Source organism: Burkholderia catarinensis (genome assembly GCF_001883705.2).
Lineage (GTDB): Bacteria > Pseudomonadota > Gammaproteobacteria > Burkholderiales > Burkholderiaceae > Burkholderia > Burkholderia catarinensis.
The window spans coordinates 202,373-222,625 of record NZ_MDEQ02000011.1 but is presented as its reverse complement, the minus strand read 5'-3'; the positions used below and the strand labels follow the sequence as shown (position 1 = coordinate 222,625).

General features: G+C 65.6%; 19 protein-coding genes. 11 read left to right on the top strand and 8 right to left on the bottom strand.

Annotated features, from left to right (window positions below):
* Positions 1 to 117 precede the first annotated feature (117 nt).
* A complete protein-coding gene (gene obgE, locus BFF94_RS19750; protein ID WP_128842164.1) occupies positions 118 to 1,227 on the top strand; it encodes a GTPase ObgE in 1,110 nt (369 codons plus the stop codon).
* Between the two features lie 88 nt (positions 1,228 to 1,315).
* Positions 1,316 to 2,434, top strand: a complete 1,119-nt coding sequence (gene proB / locus BFF94_RS19745; protein WP_128842163.1) for a glutamate 5-kinase — start codon at positions 1,316 to 1,318, stop codon at positions 2,432 to 2,434.
* A gap of 96 nt (positions 2,435 to 2,530) precedes the next feature.
* Here the strand turns inward: proB and BFF94_RS19740 are convergent, their stop codons facing one another.
* Both BFF94_RS19740 and BFF94_RS19735 read right to left on the bottom strand, forming a co-directional pair.
* On the bottom strand, positions 2,531 to 3,139 hold the full coding sequence (locus tag BFF94_RS19740; protein ID WP_128842162.1) for a CNP1-like family protein: 609 nt from the start codon (positions 3,137 to 3,139) through the stop codon (positions 2,531 to 2,533).
* A gap of 13 nt (positions 3,140 to 3,152) precedes the next feature.
* Positions 3,153 to 3,800 (bottom strand): RNA pyrophosphohydrolase, encoded by a 648-nt coding sequence (locus tag BFF94_RS19735; protein WP_128842161.1) that lies wholly within the window; start codon positions 3,798 to 3,800, stop codon positions 3,153 to 3,155.
* Between the two features lie 218 nt (positions 3,801 to 4,018).
* Between BFF94_RS19735 and BFF94_RS19730 the strand changes: the two genes are divergently transcribed.
* Together BFF94_RS19730 and BFF94_RS19725 are read left to right on the top strand one after the other, a co-directional pair.
* Complete coding sequence (locus BFF94_RS19730) at positions 4,019 to 5,755, top strand: proline--tRNA ligase (RefSeq protein ID WP_219139701.1); 1,737 nt, start codon at positions 4,019 to 4,021, stop codon at positions 5,753 to 5,755.
* Positions 5,756 to 5,776: 21 nt separating this feature from the next.
* Entirely contained in the window at positions 5,777 to 6,379 is a 603-nt protein-coding gene (locus BFF94_RS19725) for a MarC family protein (protein WP_128842160.1), read from the top strand.
* An 85-nt stretch (positions 6,380 to 6,464) separates the two neighbouring features.
* Here BFF94_RS19725 and BFF94_RS19720 read toward each other — a convergent pair whose 3' ends face one another.
* Both BFF94_RS19720 and ffh read right to left on the bottom strand, forming a co-directional pair.
* Positions 6,465 to 7,016, bottom strand: coding sequence for a hypoxanthine-guanine phosphoribosyltransferase (locus tag BFF94_RS19720; protein ID WP_128842159.1), 552 nt, complete (start codon positions 7,014 to 7,016; stop codon positions 6,465 to 6,467).
* A gap of 94 nt (positions 7,017 to 7,110) precedes the next feature.
* Positions 7,111 to 8,478, bottom strand: coding sequence for a signal recognition particle protein (gene ffh, locus BFF94_RS19715; RefSeq protein WP_128842158.1), 1,368 nt, complete (start codon positions 8,476 to 8,478; stop codon positions 7,111 to 7,113).
* An 89-nt stretch (positions 8,479 to 8,567) separates the two neighbouring features.
* Between ffh and BFF94_RS19710 the strand changes: the two genes are divergently transcribed.
* The 7 genes from BFF94_RS19710 to BFF94_RS19680 all read left to right on the top strand — a co-directional run bounded on the left by BFF94_RS19710 (position 8,568) and on the right by BFF94_RS19680 (position 16,532).
* The gene (locus BFF94_RS19710) at positions 8,568 to 9,461 is read left to right on the top strand and encodes a cytochrome C assembly family protein (protein WP_128842157.1); all 894 of its coding nucleotides are present in this window, start codon (positions 8,568 to 8,570) and stop codon (positions 9,459 to 9,461) included.
* Positions 9,462 to 9,474: 13 nt separating this feature from the next.
* A complete protein-coding gene (locus tag BFF94_RS19705; RefSeq protein WP_219139700.1) occupies positions 9,475 to 9,792 on the top strand; it encodes a PP0621 family protein in 318 nt (105 codons plus the stop codon).
* Positions 9,789 to 10,379, top strand: a complete 591-nt coding sequence (gene ampD, locus BFF94_RS19700; protein WP_219139699.1) for a 1,6-anhydro-N-acetylmuramyl-L-alanine amidase AmpD — start codon at positions 9,789 to 9,791, stop codon at positions 10,377 to 10,379. Before BFF94_RS19705 ends, ampD begins: the two co-directional genes overlap by 4 nt.
* A gap of 451 nt (positions 10,380 to 10,830) precedes the next feature.
* Entirely contained in the window at positions 10,831 to 13,833 is a 3,003-nt protein-coding gene (locus BFF94_RS19695) for a ribonucleoside-diphosphate reductase subunit alpha (protein WP_128844965.1), read from the top strand.
* A gap of 363 nt (positions 13,834 to 14,196) precedes the next feature.
* Entirely contained in the window at positions 14,197 to 15,408 is a 1,212-nt protein-coding gene (locus BFF94_RS19690) for a ribonucleotide-diphosphate reductase subunit beta (RefSeq protein WP_219139698.1), read from the top strand.
* Between the two features lie 82 nt (positions 15,409 to 15,490).
* Complete coding sequence (locus BFF94_RS19685; RefSeq protein ID WP_075122923.1) at positions 15,491 to 15,817, top strand: hypothetical protein; 327 nt, start codon at positions 15,491 to 15,493, stop codon at positions 15,815 to 15,817.
* A 28-nt stretch (positions 15,818 to 15,845) separates the two neighbouring features.
* Entirely contained in the window at positions 15,846 to 16,532 is a 687-nt protein-coding gene (locus BFF94_RS19680; RefSeq protein ID WP_128844960.1) for a histone H1-like DNA-binding protein, read from the top strand.
* A gap of 212 nt (positions 16,533 to 16,744) precedes the next feature.
* On the opposite strand, the gene BFF94_RS19675 is transcribed toward BFF94_RS19680, so the two are convergent.
* From BFF94_RS19675 to BFF94_RS19660, 4 genes are all read right to left on the bottom strand, one after another.
* A complete protein-coding gene (locus tag BFF94_RS19675; RefSeq protein ID WP_219139697.1) occupies positions 16,745 to 17,218 on the bottom strand; it encodes an outer membrane lipoprotein in 474 nt (157 codons plus the stop codon).
* A gap of 19 nt (positions 17,219 to 17,237) precedes the next feature.
* Positions 17,238 to 18,176, bottom strand: coding sequence for a carbohydrate kinase family protein (locus BFF94_RS19670; RefSeq protein WP_128843082.1), 939 nt, complete (start codon positions 18,174 to 18,176; stop codon positions 17,238 to 17,240).
* A gap of 98 nt (positions 18,177 to 18,274) precedes the next feature.
* Positions 18,275 to 18,778 (bottom strand): thiol peroxidase, encoded by a 504-nt coding sequence (gene tpx, locus BFF94_RS19665; protein WP_128843083.1) that lies wholly within the window; start codon positions 18,776 to 18,778, stop codon positions 18,275 to 18,277.
* A 73-nt stretch (positions 18,779 to 18,851) separates the two neighbouring features.
* Positions 18,852 to 20,234 carry a zinc-ribbon and DUF3426 domain-containing protein gene (locus BFF94_RS19660; RefSeq protein ID WP_128843084.1) on the bottom strand — a complete coding sequence of 461 codons (1,383 nt, stop codon included), beginning with the start codon at positions 20,232 to 20,234 and terminating at the stop codon, positions 18,852 to 18,854.
* Positions 20,235 to 20,253 lie beyond the last annotated feature (19 nt).

Below are 20,253 nucleotides of genomic sequence, written 5' to 3'. Positions count from 1 at the left end.
CGGGCGCCTGTGCGTTCGGGCGGCCGTCGTGCAACCGGCGTACGATCGGCCGAATGGCAGATTGTTCAAGCGCGCCGGCGCGCGGCACAATAGCGGAAATACTGGGCGGAGTGACGAATGAAGTTCATTGACGAAGCACGAATCGAAGTCATCGCCGGCGACGGAGGCGATGGCAGTGCGTCGATGCGACGCGAGAAATTCGTCCCGTTCGGCGGGCCGGACGGCGGCGATGGCGGCCGGGGCGGTAGCGTCTACGCGATCGCCGATCGCAACATCAACACGCTGATCGACTACCGTTACGCGAAGAAGCACCTCGCGCGCAACGGCGAAAACGGTCGCGGCTCGGATTGCTACGGCAAGGGTGGCGACGACGTCACGCTGCGCATGCCGGTCGGCACGATCATCAGCGACATGGATACCGGCGAGCTGATCGCCGACCTGACCGAGCACGACCAGCAGGTGATGCTCGCAGAGGGCGGCACCGGCGGGCTCGGCAACCTGCATTTCAAGTCGAGCACGAACCGTGCGCCGCGGCAGAAGACGGACGGCAAGCCCGGCGAGCGGCGCATGCTGCGGCTCGAGCTGAAGGTGCTCGCCGATGTCGGCCTGCTCGGCATGCCGAACGCGGGCAAGTCGACGTTCATCTCGTCGGTGTCGAACGCGAAGCCGAAAATCGCCGACTACCCGTTCACGACGCTCGCGCCGAATCTCGGCGTGGTGCGCGTCGGCCCGAGCAAGAGCTTCGTGATCGCCGACATCCCGGGGCTGATCGAGGGCGCCGCCGAAGGTGCAGGCCTCGGGCATCAGTTCCTGCGCCACCTGCAGCGTACCGGCGTGCTGCTCCATCTCGTCGATCTCGCCCCGTTCGACGAAAGCGTCGATCCGGTCGCGGAAGCGACCGCGATCGTCGGCGAGCTGCGCAAGTACGACGAGGCGCTGTTCGAGAAGCCGCGCTGGCTCGTACTCAACAAACTCGACATGGTGCCGGAAGACGAGCGCAAGGCGCGCGTCGCGGATTTCGTCGACCGCTTCGGCTGGGACGGCCCGGTGTTCGAGATCTCGGCGCTGACGGGCCAAGGCTGCGAAGCGCTGTGCTACGCGATCTACGACTACCTCACCGAACATTCGGACGCGCATCGCGCGTCGGAGGCGGAAGATCTCGCGGCGGACGTGCGTTTCCGTGATGCGCCGCCGGTGGGCGGCGCAGTGCCGGGCGACGACGCCTGAGCGGTTCCGGAACGCGCCGGGCGTGCCGCCCGGCGTCGGCTTCAATCGCGCCCGGCCGGGCAGGCTCAGATACAGGAGACAGTGCAGGATGCGTTCGATCATCGCGGATTCGAAGCGATTGGTGGTGAAGGTGGGCTCCAGCCTCGTGACCAACGACGGCAAGGGGCTCGATCATGCCGCAATCGGCCGCTGGGCGGCCCAGATCGCCGCACTGCGCGCTCAGGGCAAGGAAGTCGTGCTCGTCAGTTCGGGGGCGATTGCCGAAGGGATGCAGCGGCTCGGCTGGAGCAAGCGTCCGCGGGAAATCGACGAATTGCAGGCCGCCGCCGCAGTCGGCCAGATGGGGCTCGCGCAGGTCTATGAGAGCCGCTTCACCGAGCACGATATCCGTACCGCGCAGATCCTGCTCACGCATGCCGACCTGGCGGACCGCGAGCGTTACCTGAATGCGCGTTCGACGCTGCTGACGCTGCTGCGGCTTGGCGTCGTGCCGATCATCAACGAGAACGACACGGTCGTCACCGACGAAATCAAGTTCGGCGACAACGACACGCTCGGCGCGCTCGTTGCGAACCTGATCGAAGGCGACGCGCTGATCATCCTGACCGACCAGTCGGGGCTGTTCACGGCCGATCCGCGCAAGGACCCGAATGCGACGCTCGTCGCCGAGGCCAACGCGGGCGCGCCGGAGCTCGAGGCGATGGCGGGTGGTGCGGGTTCGAGCCTCGGACGCGGCGGGATGCTGACGAAGATCCTCGCGGCGAAGCGTGCGGCGCACAGCGGCGCGAATACGGTGATCGCGAGCGGCCGGGAGTCCGACGTGCTCGTGCGTCTGGCGGCCGGCGAGGCGATCGGCACGCAACTGATCGCACGTACCGCGCGGATGGCGGCGCGCAAGCAATGGATGGCCGACCATCTGCAGGTGCGCGGCCATGTCGTGATCGACGCGGGCGCGGTCGAGAAGCTGACGGCCGGCGGCAAGAGCCTGCTGCCGATCGGCGTGATCGGCGTACAGGGCGCGTTCGCACGCGGCGAGGTGATCGCGTGTGTCGGCCCCGACGGGCGAGAAGTGGCGCGCGGGCTCACGAACTACAGCAGCGCGGAGACGAAACTGATTCACCGCAGGCCGAGCGGCGAGATCGAGTCCGTGCTCGGCTACATGCTGGAGCCCGAACTGATCCATCGCGACAACCTCGTGCTGGTGTGACCAACCGTCCTGGTTCGGGTGGTCAAATAAAAAAGCCCGCGTGAAGCGGGCTTTTCTCATTCGGCGGAACGGCTGGATGGCCCGCACCGCGCGCCGTCAGCGCAACTGCGTCATCGCGGTGCGGTGAAACCGGATGTTCTCCAGGATCTGCTGGGTCGTGCCCTGCGGCATCTTGTTCGAACAGAAGTAGTCCTGGTAGAGCGCGGAGTGGTAGGCGTTCAGCTCGCCATTCTCGATGCGCCGCCAGTCGTTCTCGACCGTGCGATCCCAGCCGTCGTGGTCCGAATTCAGGCCGGCGTACTGGCGCCATTCGTAGGTATCGCAGCGGATGCCTTCGTAGTTCACATTGCGCGCGCCGGCCGGGCTCGTGATGACGACCGCGTAGCGCACGACACCATCGGTGCCGACCGCGAGCGACTTCGCATCGACGAAGAACTTGAGCGGCGTGTTCTGCGACACGTTGAACGGCAGCAGGTCGCCTGTCTGCGGTAGCGGCGGCAGCGAGTCGACCGTGTTTTCCTTCCAGGTGCCCTGGCGGTCCAGCAGATACACGAACTCGCTGTCATCCTTATTGGTCGGCGTCTTCGAATTCGCGCAACCAGCCAGCGTGGCCGCCGCGACAATCGATGCGAGCGCGAGAGCAATCGCTTTCAATATGCATTCCTCGTAAAAAAAGGGCGCGACACCAAGGTCGCGCCCGGTCATGCAGTCCGACTCGTCATTTGCCGACGATCACGTGGGGCGGCATCTCGTCGAGCGTGCTCGCTTCCACTTCAATCTCCGAACAGACTACCGATGTGTCGACAATCGTCAGCGTCTGCTGGGCCTGTACGCCAATGACGCGCGGATAGCGCGACAGACGCGGCCCGCGCGGCTTTTCGGCTCGCTGCGCCGGGCGGCGCAGGAAGCGCGACAGTTCCGTCAGCGCCAACTGATAGACATCCCGCTTGAACTCGATCACCGCATCGAGCGGCACCCAGTACTCGTTCCAGCGCCACGCATCGAACTCCGGGTGATCGGTCGCGCGCAAGCAAATGTCGCAATCGCGTCCAACCATCCGCAGCAGGAACCAGATCTGCTTCTGGCCGCGGTAATGACCGCGTACTTCGCGTTTGATGAACTTGTCAGGCACCTCGTAACGCAACCAGTCGCGAGTGCGGCCGATGATCTTGACGTGTTCCGGATGCAGGCCCGTTTCCTCGTGCAGTTCCCGGTACATCGCCTGCATGGGGGTCTCGCCGTACTTGATCCCACCTTGAGGAAACTGCCAGGAATGCTCGCGGAGCCGCTTGCCCCAAAACACCTCGTTGTGCGCGTTCAAGAGGATGATGCCGACGTTCGGGCGAAAGCCTTCACGATCCAGCATACAACCACCTTCGAATCCTTTAAAATTGCTTTGATTATAAACAGATAACGGGCGCTGCGCACCGTGACGGAGCGAATCCGCACGGGCGTGCCGGTTGAATTGTCCCTGATTAGTCTGCTATGTCATCTGCGCCATCGTCGTTCGTCGCGCGCAGCTTTTTCACCTTGAAACTTTTTCGGGCGCCCCCGCCTGGGGGCGCCGTTTTTGGAACCGTCCGCATGAAAGCTTCCCGTTTCTTTATCGGCACCCTGAAAGAAGCACCCGCCGACGCAGAGATCGTCAGCCACAAGCTGATGGTACGCGCCGGCATGATCCGTCGCGTCGCCGGCGGCATCTATAACTACCTGCCGGTCGGCCTGCGTTCGATTCGCAAGGTCGAGGCGATCGTGCGCGAGGAAATGAACCGGGCGGGCGCCATCGAGCTGCTGATGCCGGCCGTACAGCCGGCCGAGCTGTGGCAGGAGTCGGGCCGCTGGGAGCAGTACGGTCCCGAGCTGCTGCGCTTCAAGGACCGCAAGGACAACGATTTCGTGATCGGGCCGACGCACGAGGAAGTCGTCACCGACATCGCGCGCAACCAGATCAAGAGCTACCGGCAGATGCCGGTAAACTTCTACCAGATCCAGACGAAGTTCCGCGACGAGATCCGCCCGCGCTTCGGCGTGATGCGCGGCCGCGAATTCATCATGAAGGACGCGTATTCGTTCGACAAGGACGCGGCGGGCCTGAACGAGTCGTATCGCAAGATGTACGACGCGTACGTGCGCATCTTCACGCGCCTCGGCCTCGAATTCCGTGCGGTCGCGGCCGACAGCGGCTCGATCGGCGGCAACTTCTCGCACGAGTTCCACGTGATCGCCGATACCGGCGAGGACGCGATCGCCTACTGCCCGACGTCGGAGTTCGCGGCGAACGTCGAGGCCGCCGAAGCGCTGCCGCTGACGCCCGAGCGCGCGGCGCCGGCCGAAGCGATGGAGAAGGTCGCGACGCCCGGCAAGGCGAAGTGCGAGGCCGTCGCCGAGCTGCTGGCGATCCCGCTCGAGCGCACGATCAAGTCGATCGTGCTCGCGACCGACAACGAAGGCGCCGAGCCGACCATCTGGCTCGTGATGCTGCGCGGCGATCACGACCTGAACGAGATCAAGGTGTCGAAGCTGCCGGGCCTGAATAACCATCGCTTCGCGACCGAGCAGGAAATCGTCGAGTGGTTCGGCACGCCGCCGGGCTATCTCGGCCCGGTCGGCACGAAGAAGCCGGTGAAGGTGATCGCGGACCGCACGGTCGCGAACATGAGCGATTTCGTCGTCGGCGCGAACGAGGTCGACTATCACATCGCCGGCGTGAACTGGGGCCGCGACCTGCCCGAGCCGGACGTCGCCGATGTGCGCAACGTGAAGAAGGGCGATCAGTCGCCGGACGGCAAGGGCGTGATCGACATCTGCCGCGGCATCGAGGTCGGCCACGTGTTCCAGCTCGGCACCAAGTATTCGGAAGCGATGGGCGCGACGTTCCTCGACGAATCGGGCAAGCCGCAGCCGATGCTGATGGGCTGCTACGGCGTCGGCGTCACGCGCATTCTCGGTGCGGCGATCGAACAGAACTTCGACGACAAGGGCATCATCTGGCCCGAATCGATCGCGCCGTTCGAAGTCGTGCTGTGCCCGATGGGCTATGACCGCAGCGAAATGGTGCGCGAGGCTGCCGACAAGCTGTACGCGGAACTCGCCGCGGCCGGCATCGACGTGATCCTCGACGATCGCGGCGAGCGCCCGGGCGTGATGTTCGCCGACTGGGAGTTGATCGGCGTGCCGCATCGCCTGGTAATCGGCGAGCGCGGCCTGAAGGAAGGCAAGATCGAGTACCAGGGCCGCCGCGACGCCGAAGCGACGCTGCTGCCGGCCGACGCTGCCGCGGCGACGGTCGCGGAGAAGATCCGCGCCGCGCTCGCGCACTAAGCGCGGCGACCGGGGGACACGATGGAATACACGTTCCTGTCGGCCACCGTGCTTCTCGTGCTGATCACCGATCCGCTCGGCAACATCCCGCTGTTCATTTCGGCGATGCGGGATGTGCCGCGCGAGCGGCGCGTGAAGCTGATCCTGCGCGAAGTGGGGATCGCATTCGTGATCCTGCTGTTCTTCATGGTGGTCGGCGACCGCTTCCTGCGGATGATGAGCCTCACCGACCTGTCGTTGCGGCTTGGTGGCGGGATCGTGCTGTTCCTGATCGCGCTGCGGATGATCTTTCCGCATCCGGACGGCGCGCTCGGCAGCGATCCGCGCGCGGGCGGCGAACCGTTCATCGTGCCGCTCGCGATTCCGGCACTCGCCGGGCCGTCCGCGCTCGCGACGGTCATGCTGCTGACGTCGCAGGCGCCCGGCAAGATGCTCGAGTGGATTGGCGCGCTGACGGTCACGATGATCGTCTGCGCGGTCACGCTGGTGCTGGCCGAGCGGATCCAGCAATGGATCGGCGAGCGGACCGTCGCGGCGTTCGAGCGGCTGATGGGCCTCGTGCTCGTCGCGATTTCGGTCGAAATGATGCTGGGCGGCATCCGGGCGTTCGTGCACCAGCTGTAGGGCTGGGCGGCGCGCGCCCATGAAAAAGCGGCGCTCCGGGAAACCGGAGCGCCGCTTTCTGTTTATATCGTGCGGAGCGGGGTGCTCAGACGTTCGCGGTCAGCGCGCGGATCGTCGGCAGGTTGCGCCAGTAGCCCTTCGCATCCATCCCGCAGCCGAACACGTAGCGGTCCGGCACCGGGAAGCCGCAGAAGTCCGGGTGCAGCGGTTTCGCCTTCGCGAGCGTCTTCTCGCACAGCACGGCCGACATGAAGCGCTGCGCGCCCATGTCGAGGATGCGGTCGCGGATCGCGGCCATCGTCTCGCCTTCGTCGAGGATGTCGTCGAGCACGAGCACGATCCGGTCTTTCACCGATTCGCGCGGCGCGACGCGCCAGTGCATTTCCGGGCTGCCCTGCGTCGTGTTGCGGTAGCGGGTCAGGTGGATGTAGTCGAATTCGAGCGGGAAATCGAGATGCGGCAGCAGCATCCCGGTAAACACCGCGGCGCCGCCCATCACCGAGAGAACGAGCGGGAACGCGTCGCCGATCTCGGCGCGGATCGCGTCGGCCATCCGGGAGATCGACGCGTTGACGGCGTCGGACGAGACGATCTCTTCGGAGTGGTTGAAAATATGGAGGGCTTCTTCGCGGTTCATGTGTTCTGGCGGGCAGTCGGTATACAAATAAGAATGAAGCAGAACGGACGGCGCGCGCTACAGCAAAAACCCGCGCGCCGGCCGACGGGCGGAATCAGCGCATGCCGGGCATCATGCCCTTCAGGCCGCGCATCATCTTCTGCATGTTGCCGCCCTTCAGCTTCTTCATCATCGTACGCATCTGGTCGTACTGGTTCAGCATCCGGTTGACTTCCTGCACCGGCACGCCCGCGCCGGCTGCAATGCGGCGCTTGCGCGTCGCCTTGATGATCTCGGGTTTCGCTCGCTCGGTGGGCGTCATCGAGCTGATGATGCCTTCCATCCGGCGGATCTGCTTTTCGGCTTGGCCCATGTCGGCGCCGGCCGCCGCCTGCTGGAATTGCGCGGGCAGCTTGTCCATCAGCGACGACAGGCCGCCCATGTTCTTCATCTGCGAGATCTGCGCGCGGAAATCGTTCAGGTCGAAGTCGCCGCCTTTCTTGACCTTGTCGGCGAGTTTCTGCGCGGCCTGCACGTCGACGCCGCGCTGCGCCTCCTCGACGAGCGCGAGGATGTCGCCCATGCCGAGGATCCGGTTCGCCATCCGGTCCGGGTGGAACACCTCGAGGCCGTCGAGCTTCTCGGCGACGCCGACGAACTTGATCGGCTTGCCCGTGATGTGACGTACCGACAGCGCGGCGCCGCCGCGCGAATCGCCGTCGAGCTTGGTCAGCACGACGCCGGTGAGCGGCAGCGTGTCGTTGAACGCCTTCGCGGTGTTGACCGCGTCCTGGCCGAGCATCGCGTCGACGACGAACAGCGTTTCGGCCGGCTTCAGCGTGTCGTGCAGCGCGGCGATTTCCTGCATCATCGCCTCGTCGATGCCGAGACGGCCGGCCGTATCGACGATCAGCACGTCATGGTAGTGACGCTTCGCCCAGTCGACGGCCGCGAGCGCGATGTCGACGGGCTTCTGGTCCGGCGTCGACGGGAAGAAGTCGGCGCCGACCTGTTCGCTCACCGTTTTCAGCTGCATGATCGCGGCCGGGCGATACACGTCGCACGACACGGTCAGCACTTTCTTCTTGTACTTCTCGCGCAGCAGCTTCGCGAGCTTGCCGGCGGTCGTGGTCTTGCCCGCGCCCTGCAGGCCGGCCATCAGGATCACGGCGGGCGGCGTGACCGCGAGGTTCAGCTCGGCGGCCTTGCCTTCGTAGTCGCCGCCGATCACGGCGGTCAGTTCCTTCTGGACCACGCCGACGAGCGCCTGACCCGGCGACAGGCTGCTGATCACGTCTTCGCCGAGCGCCTTTTCCTTGACCTTGGCGATGAATTCGCGGACGACCGGCAGCGAGACGTCGGCTTCCAGCAGCGCGAGACGCACCTCGCGGAGCATCTCCTGGGTGTTCGCCTCGGTGAGCCGGGCCTCGCCGCGCAGCGTCTTGACGACGCGCGCCATCCGTTGAGTGAGATTGTCGAGCATGGGGAGCGATGGACAGTGGGGCCCGAAGGCGCGGCGGAACCGAACAAAGGGAGCCGTCGCGGGAAGGGGGCCTAGTGTAAACTTCGAACATGGATATTGTACTGTATGCCCTCACCGCATTCCTGTACGGCGGCCTCGCCGTCGCAGGCTGGCGCACGCACCGTCAGGGCGCGACGCCGCTCGTCGCGAGCGTGCCGGCCGTGCCGGTTCCCGCGTCCGCCGCGTCCGGGATGAGCGGGGCCGGCCGCGCGCTGCTGTTCGCCGCGCTCGTCGCGCACGGCGTGCTGCTCCATACGACGATCTTCCCGAACGACGCGATGGTGTTCGGCTTCGCGTTCGCGCTGTCCGCGATGTTCTGGCTCGGCGCCGGCATCTACTGGATCGAGAGCTTCTTCTTCCCGCTCGACAGCCTGCGCCTGCTCGTGCTGCCGCTCGCGTGCGGCGCGTCGCTGCTGCCGCTCGTGTTCGGCGGCGTGCGAGTGCTTCCTTATGCCGCAGCGCCGCTGTTCAAGCTGCACTTCCTGATCGCGAACATCGCGTACGGCCTGTTCGCGATCGCGGCGCTGCACGCGATCCTGATGCTGATGGTCGAGCGGCGCCTGCAGTCGCTGCGCAGCGGCGGGCACGGCGGCTCGACGGGCTGGATCGCGAGCTGGCTCGAAACGCTGCCGCCGCTGCTCACGCTCGAGAAGCTGCTGTTCCGCCTGATCGGCGCAGGCTTCGTGCTGCTTACGCTGACGCTCGCGTCGGGCATCCTGTTCAGCGAGCAGGTCGACGCGCGCGCGCTGCGGCTCGACCACAAGACCGTGTTCGCGATCCTGTCGTGGCTGATGTTCGGCGGCCTGCTGGTCGCCCGCAAGACGTCGGGCTGGCGCGGGCGCGGCGCCGCGCGCTGGGTGCTCGTGTCGTTCACCGCGCTGCTGCTCGCATATGTCGGCAGCCGGTTCGTTTTCGAGGTGCTGCTGCACCGTTCCGTGGTTTGACCGCAGGTTTCCGATGCGACAGATTCTTCTCCTGATTCTTCTCTTCTTCGCTGGTTCGTGGGCTGCGCGCAAGCTGCGCCAGGCCCAGGAGCAAGCGCAGGCGCGCACCGGCCGCGGCGCCGGTCACGACGGCGCGCCCGGCCCCGGCAGCGCTGGTGCCGCGCGCCCGGACGGCGACATGCGGTCGCTGCCCGAGCCGATGGTGCGCTGTGCCGAATGCGGCGTGCATGCGCCGAAGGGCGACGCCGTCGCCGCGAACAGCGAATACTTCTGCAGCGCCGAGCACGCCCGGCGCCACGCAGCGCGCGCGAGCGGTCACGACGCACGATGAGCGACGCGCCGCCGCTGTCGGTCGACGCGAACGGCTGGGTGCGCGCAGCGCGCCATGCGCCGTCGCCGAACCTCGAGGCGCGGCCCGCGGGCGCGGTGCCGACGCTCGTGATCGTCCACAACATCAGCCTGCCGCCCGGCGAATTCGGCGGTGACGCGATCGAGGCGCTGTTCCTGAATCGTCTCGACTGCGATGCGCACCCCTATTACCAGAGCCACCTGCGCGGCGTGCGCGTGTCCGCGCACTTCCTGATCCGCCGCGGCGGCGAACTCGTGCAGTTCGTGTCGTGCGACGAGCGCGCGTGGCATGCGGGCTCGTCCGAATTCTTCGGCCGGTCGCGCTGCAACGACTTCTCGATCGGCATCGAGCTCGAAGGCGCGGACGACGTGCCGTTCGACGACGCGCAATATGCGATGCTCGCCGCACTCTCCCGCGCGCTCGCCGCGCGCTACCCGGTCGACGCATTCGCGGGGCACTCGGACGTCGCGCCGGGCCGCAAGACCGACCCGGGCCCGCACTTCGATTGGCAACGCTTCGCGAGCGATGCCGGTTTTTCCGCCGAATACTTTCCTTTCCGTCAGCACTGATCGCGGGGATTTTTGACCGGAGAAAGTTTTTTCTCCGACCAATGCCTTGTCGTGTCGGCGCGTGAGCGATGTCAAGGCCTCTATCGCAAATTATCCGTTTGGACGTCCTCCGAATGTCCACTATACTTGGTGCCAGTTGAGCAGTTCTGCACTAGATATAGTGTGTGTCGCAGGGGAAACCCGAGCGGCACCGGCCGGCGGGCAACGCCGGCGGACAGGGTTCTCAGGGCGGCGCGTCAGGCCGGGCGGTCCGGGCGTCGCGATCAGCGCAGCGAACTTCGACGGGGCAGGGTATACATGATGAAGCACACGACCGGATCGGTTGTCGCGCATCGACCGAACCGGCTTCCCCGGCGCATCGCTCGCCTCTTACCGCTCGCGCACCGCGTTGCGCAGCGTTCGTTTTAATCCGCGGTTCTCTCCGCACCATCCAACACCAGGAGCTTTGCACATGCAAACCACCGACAACGCGACGTCCCAGTACGAGAGCGCCTCGAGCCGTCCGCTCGGCGGGACCGAACAGGGCGCGCAGGCGCTCGCGCCGCAAGCCACGTTCGCCGACTACAAGGTGATCCGCCGCAACGGCAGCGTGGTGTCGTTCGAGCCTTCGAAGATCGCGATCGCGGTGACGAAGGCTTTCCTGGCCGTCAACGGCGGGCAGGGCGCGGCATCGGCGCGCGTGCGCGAGCAGGTCGAGCAACTGACGCACAACGTCGTGCGCGCGCTCGTGCGCAGCCGCCCGAACGGCGGTACGTTCCATATCGAAGACATCCAGGACCAGGTCGAACTGGCGCTGATGCGCGGCGGCGAGCACAACGTCGCGCGTGCGTACGTGCTGTATCGCGAGAAGCGTCACCTCGAGCGCCAGCATGCGGGCGAGGAAGCGACGGCGGGCGGCGAGGCGAGCACCGGCATCAACGTCGTCGACAACGGCGTCTCGCGTCCGCTCGACATGAACGCGCTGCGCGCGCTGATCGTGTCGTCGTGCGACGGCCTCGGCGCTGCGGTTAACCCTGAGCCGATCGTCGCGGAGACGGTGAAGAACCTGTACGACGGCGTGCCGATGAGCCAGGTCTACGACTCGGCGATCCTCGCTGCGCGCACGATGATCGAGAAGGATCCGGCATACAGCCAGGTCACGGCCCGCATCCTGCTGCACACGATTCGCCGCGAGATCCTCGGCGAGGAAGTGCTCCAGTCCGAGATGTCGGACCGTTACACGGAATACTTCCCGCAGTTCCTGAAGCGCGGCGTCGACGCCGGCCTGCTCGACGACAAGCTGCTGCAGTTCGACCTGAAGCGCCTCGGTGACGCGCTCGACGCGAGCCGCGACATGCAGTTCGGCTACCTCGGCCTGCAGACGCTGTACGACCGTTACTTCCTGCACGTCGAAGGCACCCGCATCGAAATGCCGCAGGCATTCTTCATGCGCGTCGCGATGGGCCTGTCGCTGAACGAGATCGACCGCGAAACGCGCGCGATCGAGTTCTACAACGTGCTGTCGAGCTTCGACTTCATGAGCTCGACGCCGACGCTGTTCAACTCGGGCACCCACCGTTCGCAGTTGTCGTCGTGCTACCTGACGACGGTCGCGGACGATCTCGACGGCATTTATGAGGCGCTGAAGGAAAACGCGCTGCTGTCGAAGTTCGCCGGCGGTCTGGGCAACGACTGGACGCGCGTGCGCGCACTCGGCTCGCATATCAAGGGCACGAACGGCAAGTCGCAAGGCGTGGTCCCGTTCCTGAAGGTCGTGAACGACACGGCCGTCGCGGTCAACCAGGGCGGCAAGCGCAAGGGCGCGGTCTGCGCGTACCTCGAGTCGTGGCACCTCGACATCGAGGAGTTCCTCGAGCTGCGCAAGAACACGGGCGACGACCGCCGCCGCACGCACGACATGAACACGGCGAACTGGATTCCCGACCTGTTCATGAAGCGCGTGATGGAAGGCACCGACTGGACGCTGTTCTCGCCGTCGACCTGCCCGGACCTGCACGACAAGTTCGGCGCGGAGTTCGAGGCAGCTTACACGGCTTACGAAGACAAGGTCGCGCGCGGCGAGATCAAGCTGTTCAAGAAGATCCCGGCGCAGCAGCTCTGGCGCAAGATGCTCGGCATGCTGTTCGAGACGGGCCACCCGTGGATCACGTTCAAGGATCCGTGCAACATCCGCTCGCCGCAGCAGCACGTCGGTGTCGTCCATTCGTCGAACCTGTGCACGGAAATCACGCTGAACACGAGCGACACCGAAATCGCGGTGTGCAACCTCGGCTCGGTGAACCTCGTCGCCCACCTGGTGAAGCAGGCCGACGGCAGCTACGCGCTCGACCACGACAAGCTGCAGCGCACGATCAGCGTCGCGATGCGCATGCTCGACAACGTGATCGACATCAACTACTACGCGGTGCCGAAGGCGCGTAACTCGAACCTGAAGCACCGCCCGGTCGGCATGGGCATCATGGGCTTCCAGGACTGCCTGCACCTGCTGCGCACGCCGTACGCGTCGGAAGCGGCGGTCGAGTTCGCCGACCGTTCGATGGAAGCGGTCTGCTACTACGCGTACTACGCGTCGACGGAGCTGGCCGAAGAGCGCGGCCGCTACTCGAGCTATCGCGGCTCGCTGTGGGATCGCGGCATCCTCCCGCAGGACACGCTGAAGCTGCTGACGGAAGCGCGCGGCGGCTACGTCGAGGTCGACACGTCCGAGTCGCTCGACTGGACGACGCTGCGTTCGCGGATCGCCGCGCACGGCATGCGCAACTCGAACTGCGTCGCGATCGCGCCGACGGCGACGATCTCGAACATCATCGGCGTGTCGGCGTGCATCGAGCCGACCTTCCAGAACCTGTACGTGAAGTCGAACCTGTCGGGCGAATTCACGGTGGTGAACGAGTACCTGGTTCGCGACCTGAAGGAACGCGGCCTGTGGGACGAAGTGATGGTCGCCGACCTGAAGTACTTCGACGGCATGCTGTCGCGCATCGACCGCATCCCGGCCGACCTGCGCGCGATCTACGCGACCGCGTTCGAGCTCGACCCGACGTGGCTGGTCGAAGCGGCATCGCGTCGCCAGAAGTGGATCGACCAGGCGCAGTCGCTGAACATCTACATGGGCGGCGCGTCGGGCAAGAAGCTCGACGAGGTCTACAAGCTCGCATGGCTGCGCGGCCTGAAGACGACCTACTACCTGCGCACGATGGCCGCGACGCACGTGGAGAAGTCGACGGTCGCACACGGCGCGCTGAACGCGGTGCCGACGGGCGGCGGTGCAGGTGGCGGTTCGAGCAGCGGCGGCGCGCAAGGCGCGGCAGGCGGTTTCGGTGCGGCGGGCGGCGCTGCGTCGTCGGGCGCGATCAATGCGGCGCCGGCACTCGCGCCGGTCGAGGCAGACGGTCCGGTGTGCACGATGCGTCCGGGCGATCCTGGCTTCGACGAGTGCGAAGCGTGCCAGTAACGCAACGCGCCTGACCTGAAGAAGGTTCGGGCGGCGCACACGACGACCGATCGAGGTTGAAGTGTGCGCCGCTCTCAACTAAAAAAATGATAAGGAATCTGTAACGCGGCACCTGCGTTGCAGGCAGTGACAAGCGATCGAAACATCCCCGACGGCGTCGCGTTTCGATCAGCGTTCGATGCGTCGAGCGCACCTCGCGATACAAGCGCGACACACGTCGCGCTCTGCATGAACGACGATGCGTTGCTCAAAGTGTTGTATCGAGGTCGCAACGCGAATCGAAAAAAGGATTTTTCGTGAGCGAACCCTTTTATCGCTCAGGAAAAGATGGTACAAACCGTTCTAAATTGATGGTGAGAATTTATGCTCAACTGGGATGAAGAGAAGACTGCCGTAACTCCCGCGAGCGGAGCGCAGCAAAACGCGATGCGCACGTCCGCCGGAACGGCTGTCGGAATGCAGGTCGCAGCACCTGCCGCCCATCAGGTCCGCGACATTTTCGAAGGCGATCTTGCGGTGCCGCCGCAAGCATCGGCTGTTCCCGCCGGCGGTTCGGAAGCGCGGGTCAATGTCGCCGACAAGCGCATCATCAACGGCCAGACTGACGTCAATCAGCTGGTGCCGTTCAAGTACAAGTGGGCGTGGGAAAAGTATCTGGCCGGTTGCGCGAACCACTGGATGCCGCAGGAAATCAACATGTCCCGCGACATCGCTCTGTGGAAGGACCCGAACGGTCTGACCGAGGACGAGCGCCGCATCGTGAAGCGCAACCTCGGCTTCTTCGTGACGGCCGATTCGCTCGCGGCGAACAACATCGTGCTCGGCACGTACCGCCACATCACGGCGCCCGAGTGCCGGCAGTTCCTGCTGCGCCAGGCGTTCGAAGAGGCGATCCACACGCACGCGTACCAATACATTGTCGAATCGCTCGGTCTCGACGAAGGCGAGATCTTCAACGCGTACCACGAGGTTACGTCGATCCGCGCGAAGGACGAATTCCTGATCCCGTTCATCCACACGCTGACGGATCCGGCTTTCAAGACCGGCACGCTCGAAGCGGATCAGAAGCTGCTGAAGTCGCTGATCGTGTTCGCCTGCATCATGGAAGGCCTGTTCTTCTATGTCGGGTTCACGCAGATCCTCGCGCTCGGCCGCCAGAACAAGATGACGGGTGCTGCAGAGCAATATCAGTACATCCTGCGCGACGAGTCGATGCACTGCAATTTCGGCATCGACCTGATCAACCAGATCAAGCTCGAGAATCCGCATCTCTGGACCGCGGAATTCCGCGCCGAGATCCGCGAGCTGTTCAAGCAGGCTGTCGAACTCGAATACCGCTACGCCGAGGACACGATGCCGCGCGGCGTGCTGGGTTTGAACGCGTCGATGTTCAAGAGCTATCTGCGCTTCATCAGCAACCGCCGTTGCCAGCAGATCGGCCTCGACCCGCTGTATCCGAACGAGGAAAACCCGTTCCCGTGGATGAGCGAGATGATCGACCTGAAGAAGGAACGCAACTTCTTCGAGACGCGTGTGATCGAGTATCAGACGGGGGGCGCGCTGTCCTGGGAATAACCCGCAGCAGCGAACCCGTTACATGATGGAGCAGCCGGCGGCCTCTCGGCCCCGGCCCAAGGTTTAGGAGCAAGAACGCCTGATGCAAAGCATGCCCGGTGCCTTAACGGCCCAACGATACGACCGGCACTTTGCGAACCCTTCAGTGGGATGGGCAAACTTCCCTCCGGAAAAAGCGGACGGCCGTGTGGCGGTCCGCTTGATCAAGCGATTAGGGGTAGCGGCGCGAGGTGCGCCGGCTACCGACTTGATTTGGCGCGCGAGGCCGGGTGGTCACGCGCGCCATACCGTATTCATTAGCGTAAGCGCGTGGTATCCGCGTACGCCGATGAATAGCCCGCTTCGAAGCGCACGTCCTGAACAGCGTCCGCGGGAAGCGGGTTTTGACGAAGGGTGTAGTTTGAACTGACTCTCATCTGAACCTGAAGGAGAACAACATGGCTACTGCCAAGAAGAAACCGGCTGCTAAGAAGGTTGCTGCCAAGAAGACCGTTGCGAAGAAGGCTGCTGCTCCGGCGAAGAAGGCCGCTGCAGTGAAGAAGGTTGCTGCGAAGAAGGTCGCGGTGAAGAAGGTTGCCGCGAAGAAGGCAGCACCGGCGAAGAAGGCCGCTGCAAAGAAGGTCGCAACGAAGAAGGTCGCAACGAAGAAGGTTGCAGCCAAGAAGGTCGCAGCGAAGAAAGTTGCGGTGAAGAAGGTTGCTGCGAAGAAGGCGGCACCGGCTAAGAAGGCCGCTGCGAAGAAGGTTGCAGCCAAGAAGGTCGCAGCGAAGAAAGTTGCGGTGAAGAAGGTTGCTGCGAAGAAGGCCGCACCGGCGAAGAAGGCTGCTGCGAAGAAGGCCGCGCCGGCGAAGAAGGCTGCTGCGAAGAAGGCCGCGCCTGCCAAGAAGGCTGCTGCGAAGAAGGCTGCGCCCGCCAAGAAGGCTGCCCCTGCGAAGAAGGCTGCTGCTCCGGCGAAGACGGCTGCTGCTCCCGCGAAGAAGGCCGCTGCACCGAAGAAGGCCGTCGTGAAGAAGGCTGCGCCGGCAACGACCGCGTCGACCGCATCGGTCGCGCCGGCATCGGGCGCGAAGACCGCGCTCAACCCGGCAGCGGCATGGCCGTTCCCGACCGGCAGCCGTCCGTAATCGCGGCTGACCAGCACCACCCGGGCACTCACGTGGTGTCCGTGGGTTGAGTAGCGCTACTCAATCAGTCCCGCCATCTGGCTCAGGTGGCGGGATTTTTTTCGTCCGTATTCGCCCATGTTCCGATCACGCCGAGCACGGACGAAAAAAAACGCATGTGCAGCTTCGCACATGCGTTCGACCGCGGCTTGCGCCGCGTGCTGAGGTACTCGTTAGTGCGTGACGCGCGTGACGCCGCCGCTCGACAGCAGTCGCACGCGCTCGCCGGCGCGGAACGCTTCGCCGCTCGCTGCCTGCGTGATCGAGCGCAGATCGCCGTTGTCGAGGCGCACGGTGATTTCGACACCGTTCGCCGTGCTGAGGTTTTCGCCGACTGCATTGCCCGCGACCGCGCCGACGAGGCCGCCGGCGATCGCCGTCAGGATCGACCCCTTGCCGCCGCCGATCGCGCTGCCTGCCACCGCGCCGAGTGCGCCGCCGCCGAGCGTGCCGATCGCGCTGCCGCCGCCGTCGGACTGGATACGCACCGCACGGACGCTTTCGACCGTGCCCATGCGGACCGTTTGCTCGCGCTGCGCCTGGCCGACGCTATAGACATCCGCCGAACCGGGTGCCGTGAAGCAGCCGGCGAGGGTCAGCGTGGCCGTCAGCATGGCCGCGAACGTGAGGGTTTTCTTCGTCAACATCTTTGCTCTCCCACAATGTTCATTTGAGACTGTAACCGAATGCAGCCTCGAAGCGCGCGTCGATTTCGGCGCGCGTCAGTGCGTAAGTCTGGGGCCCCTGGTGGGCGATCTTGAGCGAGCCCATCAGGCTCGCGAGGCGGCCCGTGGTTGCCCAGTCGAGGCCATTCTCGATGCCGTACAGCAGGCCGCCCCGGAAGGCGTCGCCGCAGCCGGTCGGATCAACGATGCGCTCGGCACCTACGACCGGAATCTGTTCTTCGCCGTTTTTGTGAAGAATGGTAGAACCGTGCTCGCCGCGCGTGATGATCAACGCCTGAACCCGGCTGGCGATTTCCTGTTCGGACCAGCCCGTCTTGTCGCTGACGAGCTTGCCTTCGTAGTCGTTGACCGCGACGAACGTCGCGAGTTCAATGATGCGGCGCAGCGTCGCACCGTCGAACAGCGGCAGGCCCTGGCCCGGATCGAAGATGAACGGGATACCGGCCTTCGCGAATTGTTCGGCGTGCTGGACCATTCCGTCGAAGCCGTCCGGCGCGACGATGCCGAGCTTCACGCCCGGCACTTCGTCTGCGCGGTTCAGGTGCGACTGCATCATCGCGCCCGGATGGAATGCGGTGATCTGGTTGTTGTCGAGATCGGTCGTGATCATTGCCTGCGCGGTGTGCGTATCGGGCACCACGCACACGCTTGCCTTCGACAGGCCGAGGCTGTCGAGGCGTTCGAGATAGCGGTCGGCGTCGTTCGCGCCGACCGTCGCCATGATGCGCGCGTCGCCGCCGAGCATGTGCAGCGCGTAGGCGATGTTCCCTGCGCAACCGCCGAATTCGCGTCGCATCGTCGGCACGAGGAAGCTCACGTTGAGAAGGTGAACCTGGTCGGGCAGGATGTGCTCGCGGAAGCGACCTTCGAAGGTCATGATGTTGTCGTAGGCGAGCGAGCCGCAAATCAGCGTAGTCAAGGCGTGCGTTCCTGTAGAGAGCAAAGGGAGCGACCGCCCGGCCGGCGCGCGGAGGGCCCGTCGTCGGGCCTCGCGCGGCAGGGCCGGGCGGCAGCGGGTTACTTCAGTGCGGCGAGCGCGGCGTCGTAGTTCGGCTCGTCCTTGATCTCGCCGACGAGTTCCGCGTGGATCACCTTGTCCTGCTCGTCGAGCACGACGACCGCGCGTGCGGTCAGGCCGTTCAGCGGGCCGCTCGTCACGTCGACGCCGTAGGCGTTCGCGAAGGCGCGGCCGGTGCGGAACGTCGAAGCCGTCACGACGTTCGCGAGGCCTTCGGTCGTGCAGAAGCGCGTGGCGGCGAACGGCAGGTCGGCGGACACGACGACCACGACCGTGTTGTCGAGCGACGACGCGGCTTCGTTGAACTTGCGGGTCGACGTCGCGCAGGTCGGCGTGTCGAGGCTCGGCACGATGTTCAGCACCTTGCGCTTGCCGGCGAAGCTGGCGAGCGACAGATCGGCGAGGTCCTTGCCGACCAGCTTGAAATCGGCGGCTTGCGCGCCGGCGGCCGGGAACGTGCCGGCGAGATCGATCGGGTTGCCACCCAGCGTAACTTTGCTCATGTTCGTGCTCCGAAATAGCGCGCCGCTCGGGCGCGCGGGTTGAGACGGACGCGCGAGGGCGCGCCGCGGCGCGTCACGGATAGAAGATCTGGACGCGGAAATTCGAGGCGGGCGCGCCGTTCGTTTCGAGGCGGACGACCATCGTCTGCGTCGTGCCGGGCGGCAGCCCGGCGTCGATCGGCGTGCCCGGGCGCACGTAGTCGCGCGGCGCGAGCACGCGGCGCACGGTCACGTGATTGGTATCGTCGAGCAGCGTCAGTTCGAGCGACGGGTACGCGAGCGCGACGCGGTAGCGGTTCGTCAGCGGTACCTTCAGTTCGAGCTCGCGCGGGCCGTCGAGCTGGCGCAGGTCGGTTGCGTCAAGCCGCAGGCCGTCGATCGCGCGCGGCGGCGCGACCGTGCAGCCGAGCGGCGCGCAGGCCTGCCGGAACCAGCCCTGTGTGACGGGCCAGTAGATCATCAGCGTTTCACGCTGCCACCACGCAAGTTGCGCGACGAGCAGCACGGCCAGCACGGCGGCGGCGAGGCCGCCGAAAAAGCCGCCGAGCACCCCGCGCTGCTGCGGCGCGCGCGTCTCGCGCGTGACGGCGAAGTGCGGGCGATCGTCGTCGGTCGGCGCGGCCGGGAACGGTATGGCCGGTTGGACGACCGGTTGGGCGGCCGGCTCGTCGGCGGTCGCGGACGGCGCCTTGTCGTGCCGGATGATGCCGGCGTCAGGTTCGGATCCGGCTTCGGCTTCGGTGACGGCCGGCGCCGGCATGAACGCAAAGCGCGGTTCGCGCGGCGCGCGTTCGTCGTCCGGCACGGCGAAGTGCGCGTTGCCGGCGGGTTCGGCGTCACCGGTAGCGGTATCTGCGTCCGACGGGGTATGGGCGACGAAACGGGGCTCGCGCGGGTCGCGCTCGACGGGCGACACGGCGGGCGCGGCCGATGCTTCGGTTTCGCGCTGCGTTTGCGTCGAATGCGATTCGGCCGGTTGCGCGACGGCAGCAGAGGGGGCCAGTTCGACCGGGGAGGGTGCGAACGGCGCGGGCGTGCCGGACAGGTGAACGACGCCGGCTTCCGTGGACGGGAGCGCGAGCGGCACCAGCGGCTCGGTGCGCAAGGTCTGCACGCTGTGCTGCAGTGACGGATCGACGCCGCCGTCGAGCCACGGCGCCCACATGTCCCAGCCTTCCGGCTTGTAATCGGTGTCGGACGGCGACCCGGCCGGTGCGTCGGCGGCGAACAGCCGGGCAGGCAGGGCCTGATGGCGTGCGTCGCCGTTGACCGGCGCGACAGCCGGCTCGGTCAATGCCGGCTCGGGCTGCTGCGCGTGCTCGGGAACGAGCGATTCGGATGCGTTGAAGACTTCGTGGCAATGCCCGCAGCGCACGAGCCCTTGATGCAGCGAGAGCTGTTCCTGCTGCAGTCGGAAGACGGTTTCGCAATGAGGGCAGCGCGTCGCAAGAAGCATGTCGAGCCGGGCGGCCTGC

Bases quoted from the DNA above. Each gene is read 5' to 3' on its own strand.
- obgE (WP_128842164.1), top strand. From the start codon at position 118: ATGAAGTTCATTGACGAAGCACGAATCGAAGTCATCGCCGGCGACGGA.
- proB (WP_128842163.1), top strand. From the start codon at position 1,316: ATGCGTTCGATCATCGCGGATTCGAAGCGATTGGTGGTGAAGGTGGGC.
- BFF94_RS19740 (WP_128842162.1), bottom strand. From the start codon at position 3,139: ATGACCGGGCGCGACCTTGGTGTCGCGCCCTTTTTTTACGAGGAATGC.
- BFF94_RS19735 (WP_128842161.1), bottom strand. From the start codon at position 3,800: ATGCTGGATCGTGAAGGCTTTCGCCCGAACGTCGGCATCATCCTCTTG.
- BFF94_RS19730 (WP_219139701.1), top strand. From the start codon at position 4,019: ATGAAAGCTTCCCGTTTCTTTATCGGCACCCTGAAAGAAGCACCCGCC.
- BFF94_RS19725 (WP_128842160.1), top strand. From the start codon at position 5,777: ATGGAATACACGTTCCTGTCGGCCACCGTGCTTCTCGTGCTGATCACC.
- BFF94_RS19720 (WP_128842159.1), bottom strand. From the start codon at position 7,016: ATGAACCGCGAAGAAGCCCTCCATATTTTCAACCACTCCGAAGAGATC.
- ffh (WP_128842158.1), bottom strand. From the start codon at position 8,478: ATGCTCGACAATCTCACTCAACGGATGGCGCGCGTCGTCAAGACGCTG.
- BFF94_RS19710 (WP_128842157.1), top strand. From the start codon at position 8,568: ATGGATATTGTACTGTATGCCCTCACCGCATTCCTGTACGGCGGCCTC.
- BFF94_RS19705 (WP_219139700.1), top strand. From the start codon at position 9,475: ATGCGACAGATTCTTCTCCTGATTCTTCTCTTCTTCGCTGGTTCGTGG.
- ampD (WP_219139699.1), top strand. From the start codon at position 9,789: ATGAGCGACGCGCCGCCGCTGTCGGTCGACGCGAACGGCTGGGTGCGC.
- BFF94_RS19695 (WP_128844965.1), top strand. From the start codon at position 10,831: ATGCAAACCACCGACAACGCGACGTCCCAGTACGAGAGCGCCTCGAGC.
- BFF94_RS19690 (WP_219139698.1), top strand. From the start codon at position 14,197: ATGCTCAACTGGGATGAAGAGAAGACTGCCGTAACTCCCGCGAGCGGA.
- BFF94_RS19685 (WP_075122923.1), top strand. From the start codon at position 15,491: ATGCAAAGCATGCCCGGTGCCTTAACGGCCCAACGATACGACCGGCAC.
- BFF94_RS19680 (WP_128844960.1), top strand. From the start codon at position 15,846: ATGGCTACTGCCAAGAAGAAACCGGCTGCTAAGAAGGTTGCTGCCAAG.
- BFF94_RS19675 (WP_219139697.1), bottom strand. From the start codon at position 17,218: ATGTTGACGAAGAAAACCCTCACGTTCGCGGCCATGCTGACGGCCACG.
- tpx (WP_128843083.1), bottom strand. From the start codon at position 18,778: ATGAGCAAAGTTACGCTGGGTGGCAACCCGATCGATCTCGCCGGCACG.
- BFF94_RS19660 (WP_128843084.1), bottom strand. From the start codon at position 20,234: ATGCTTCTTGCGACGCGCTGCCCTCATTGCGAAACCGTCTTCCGACTG.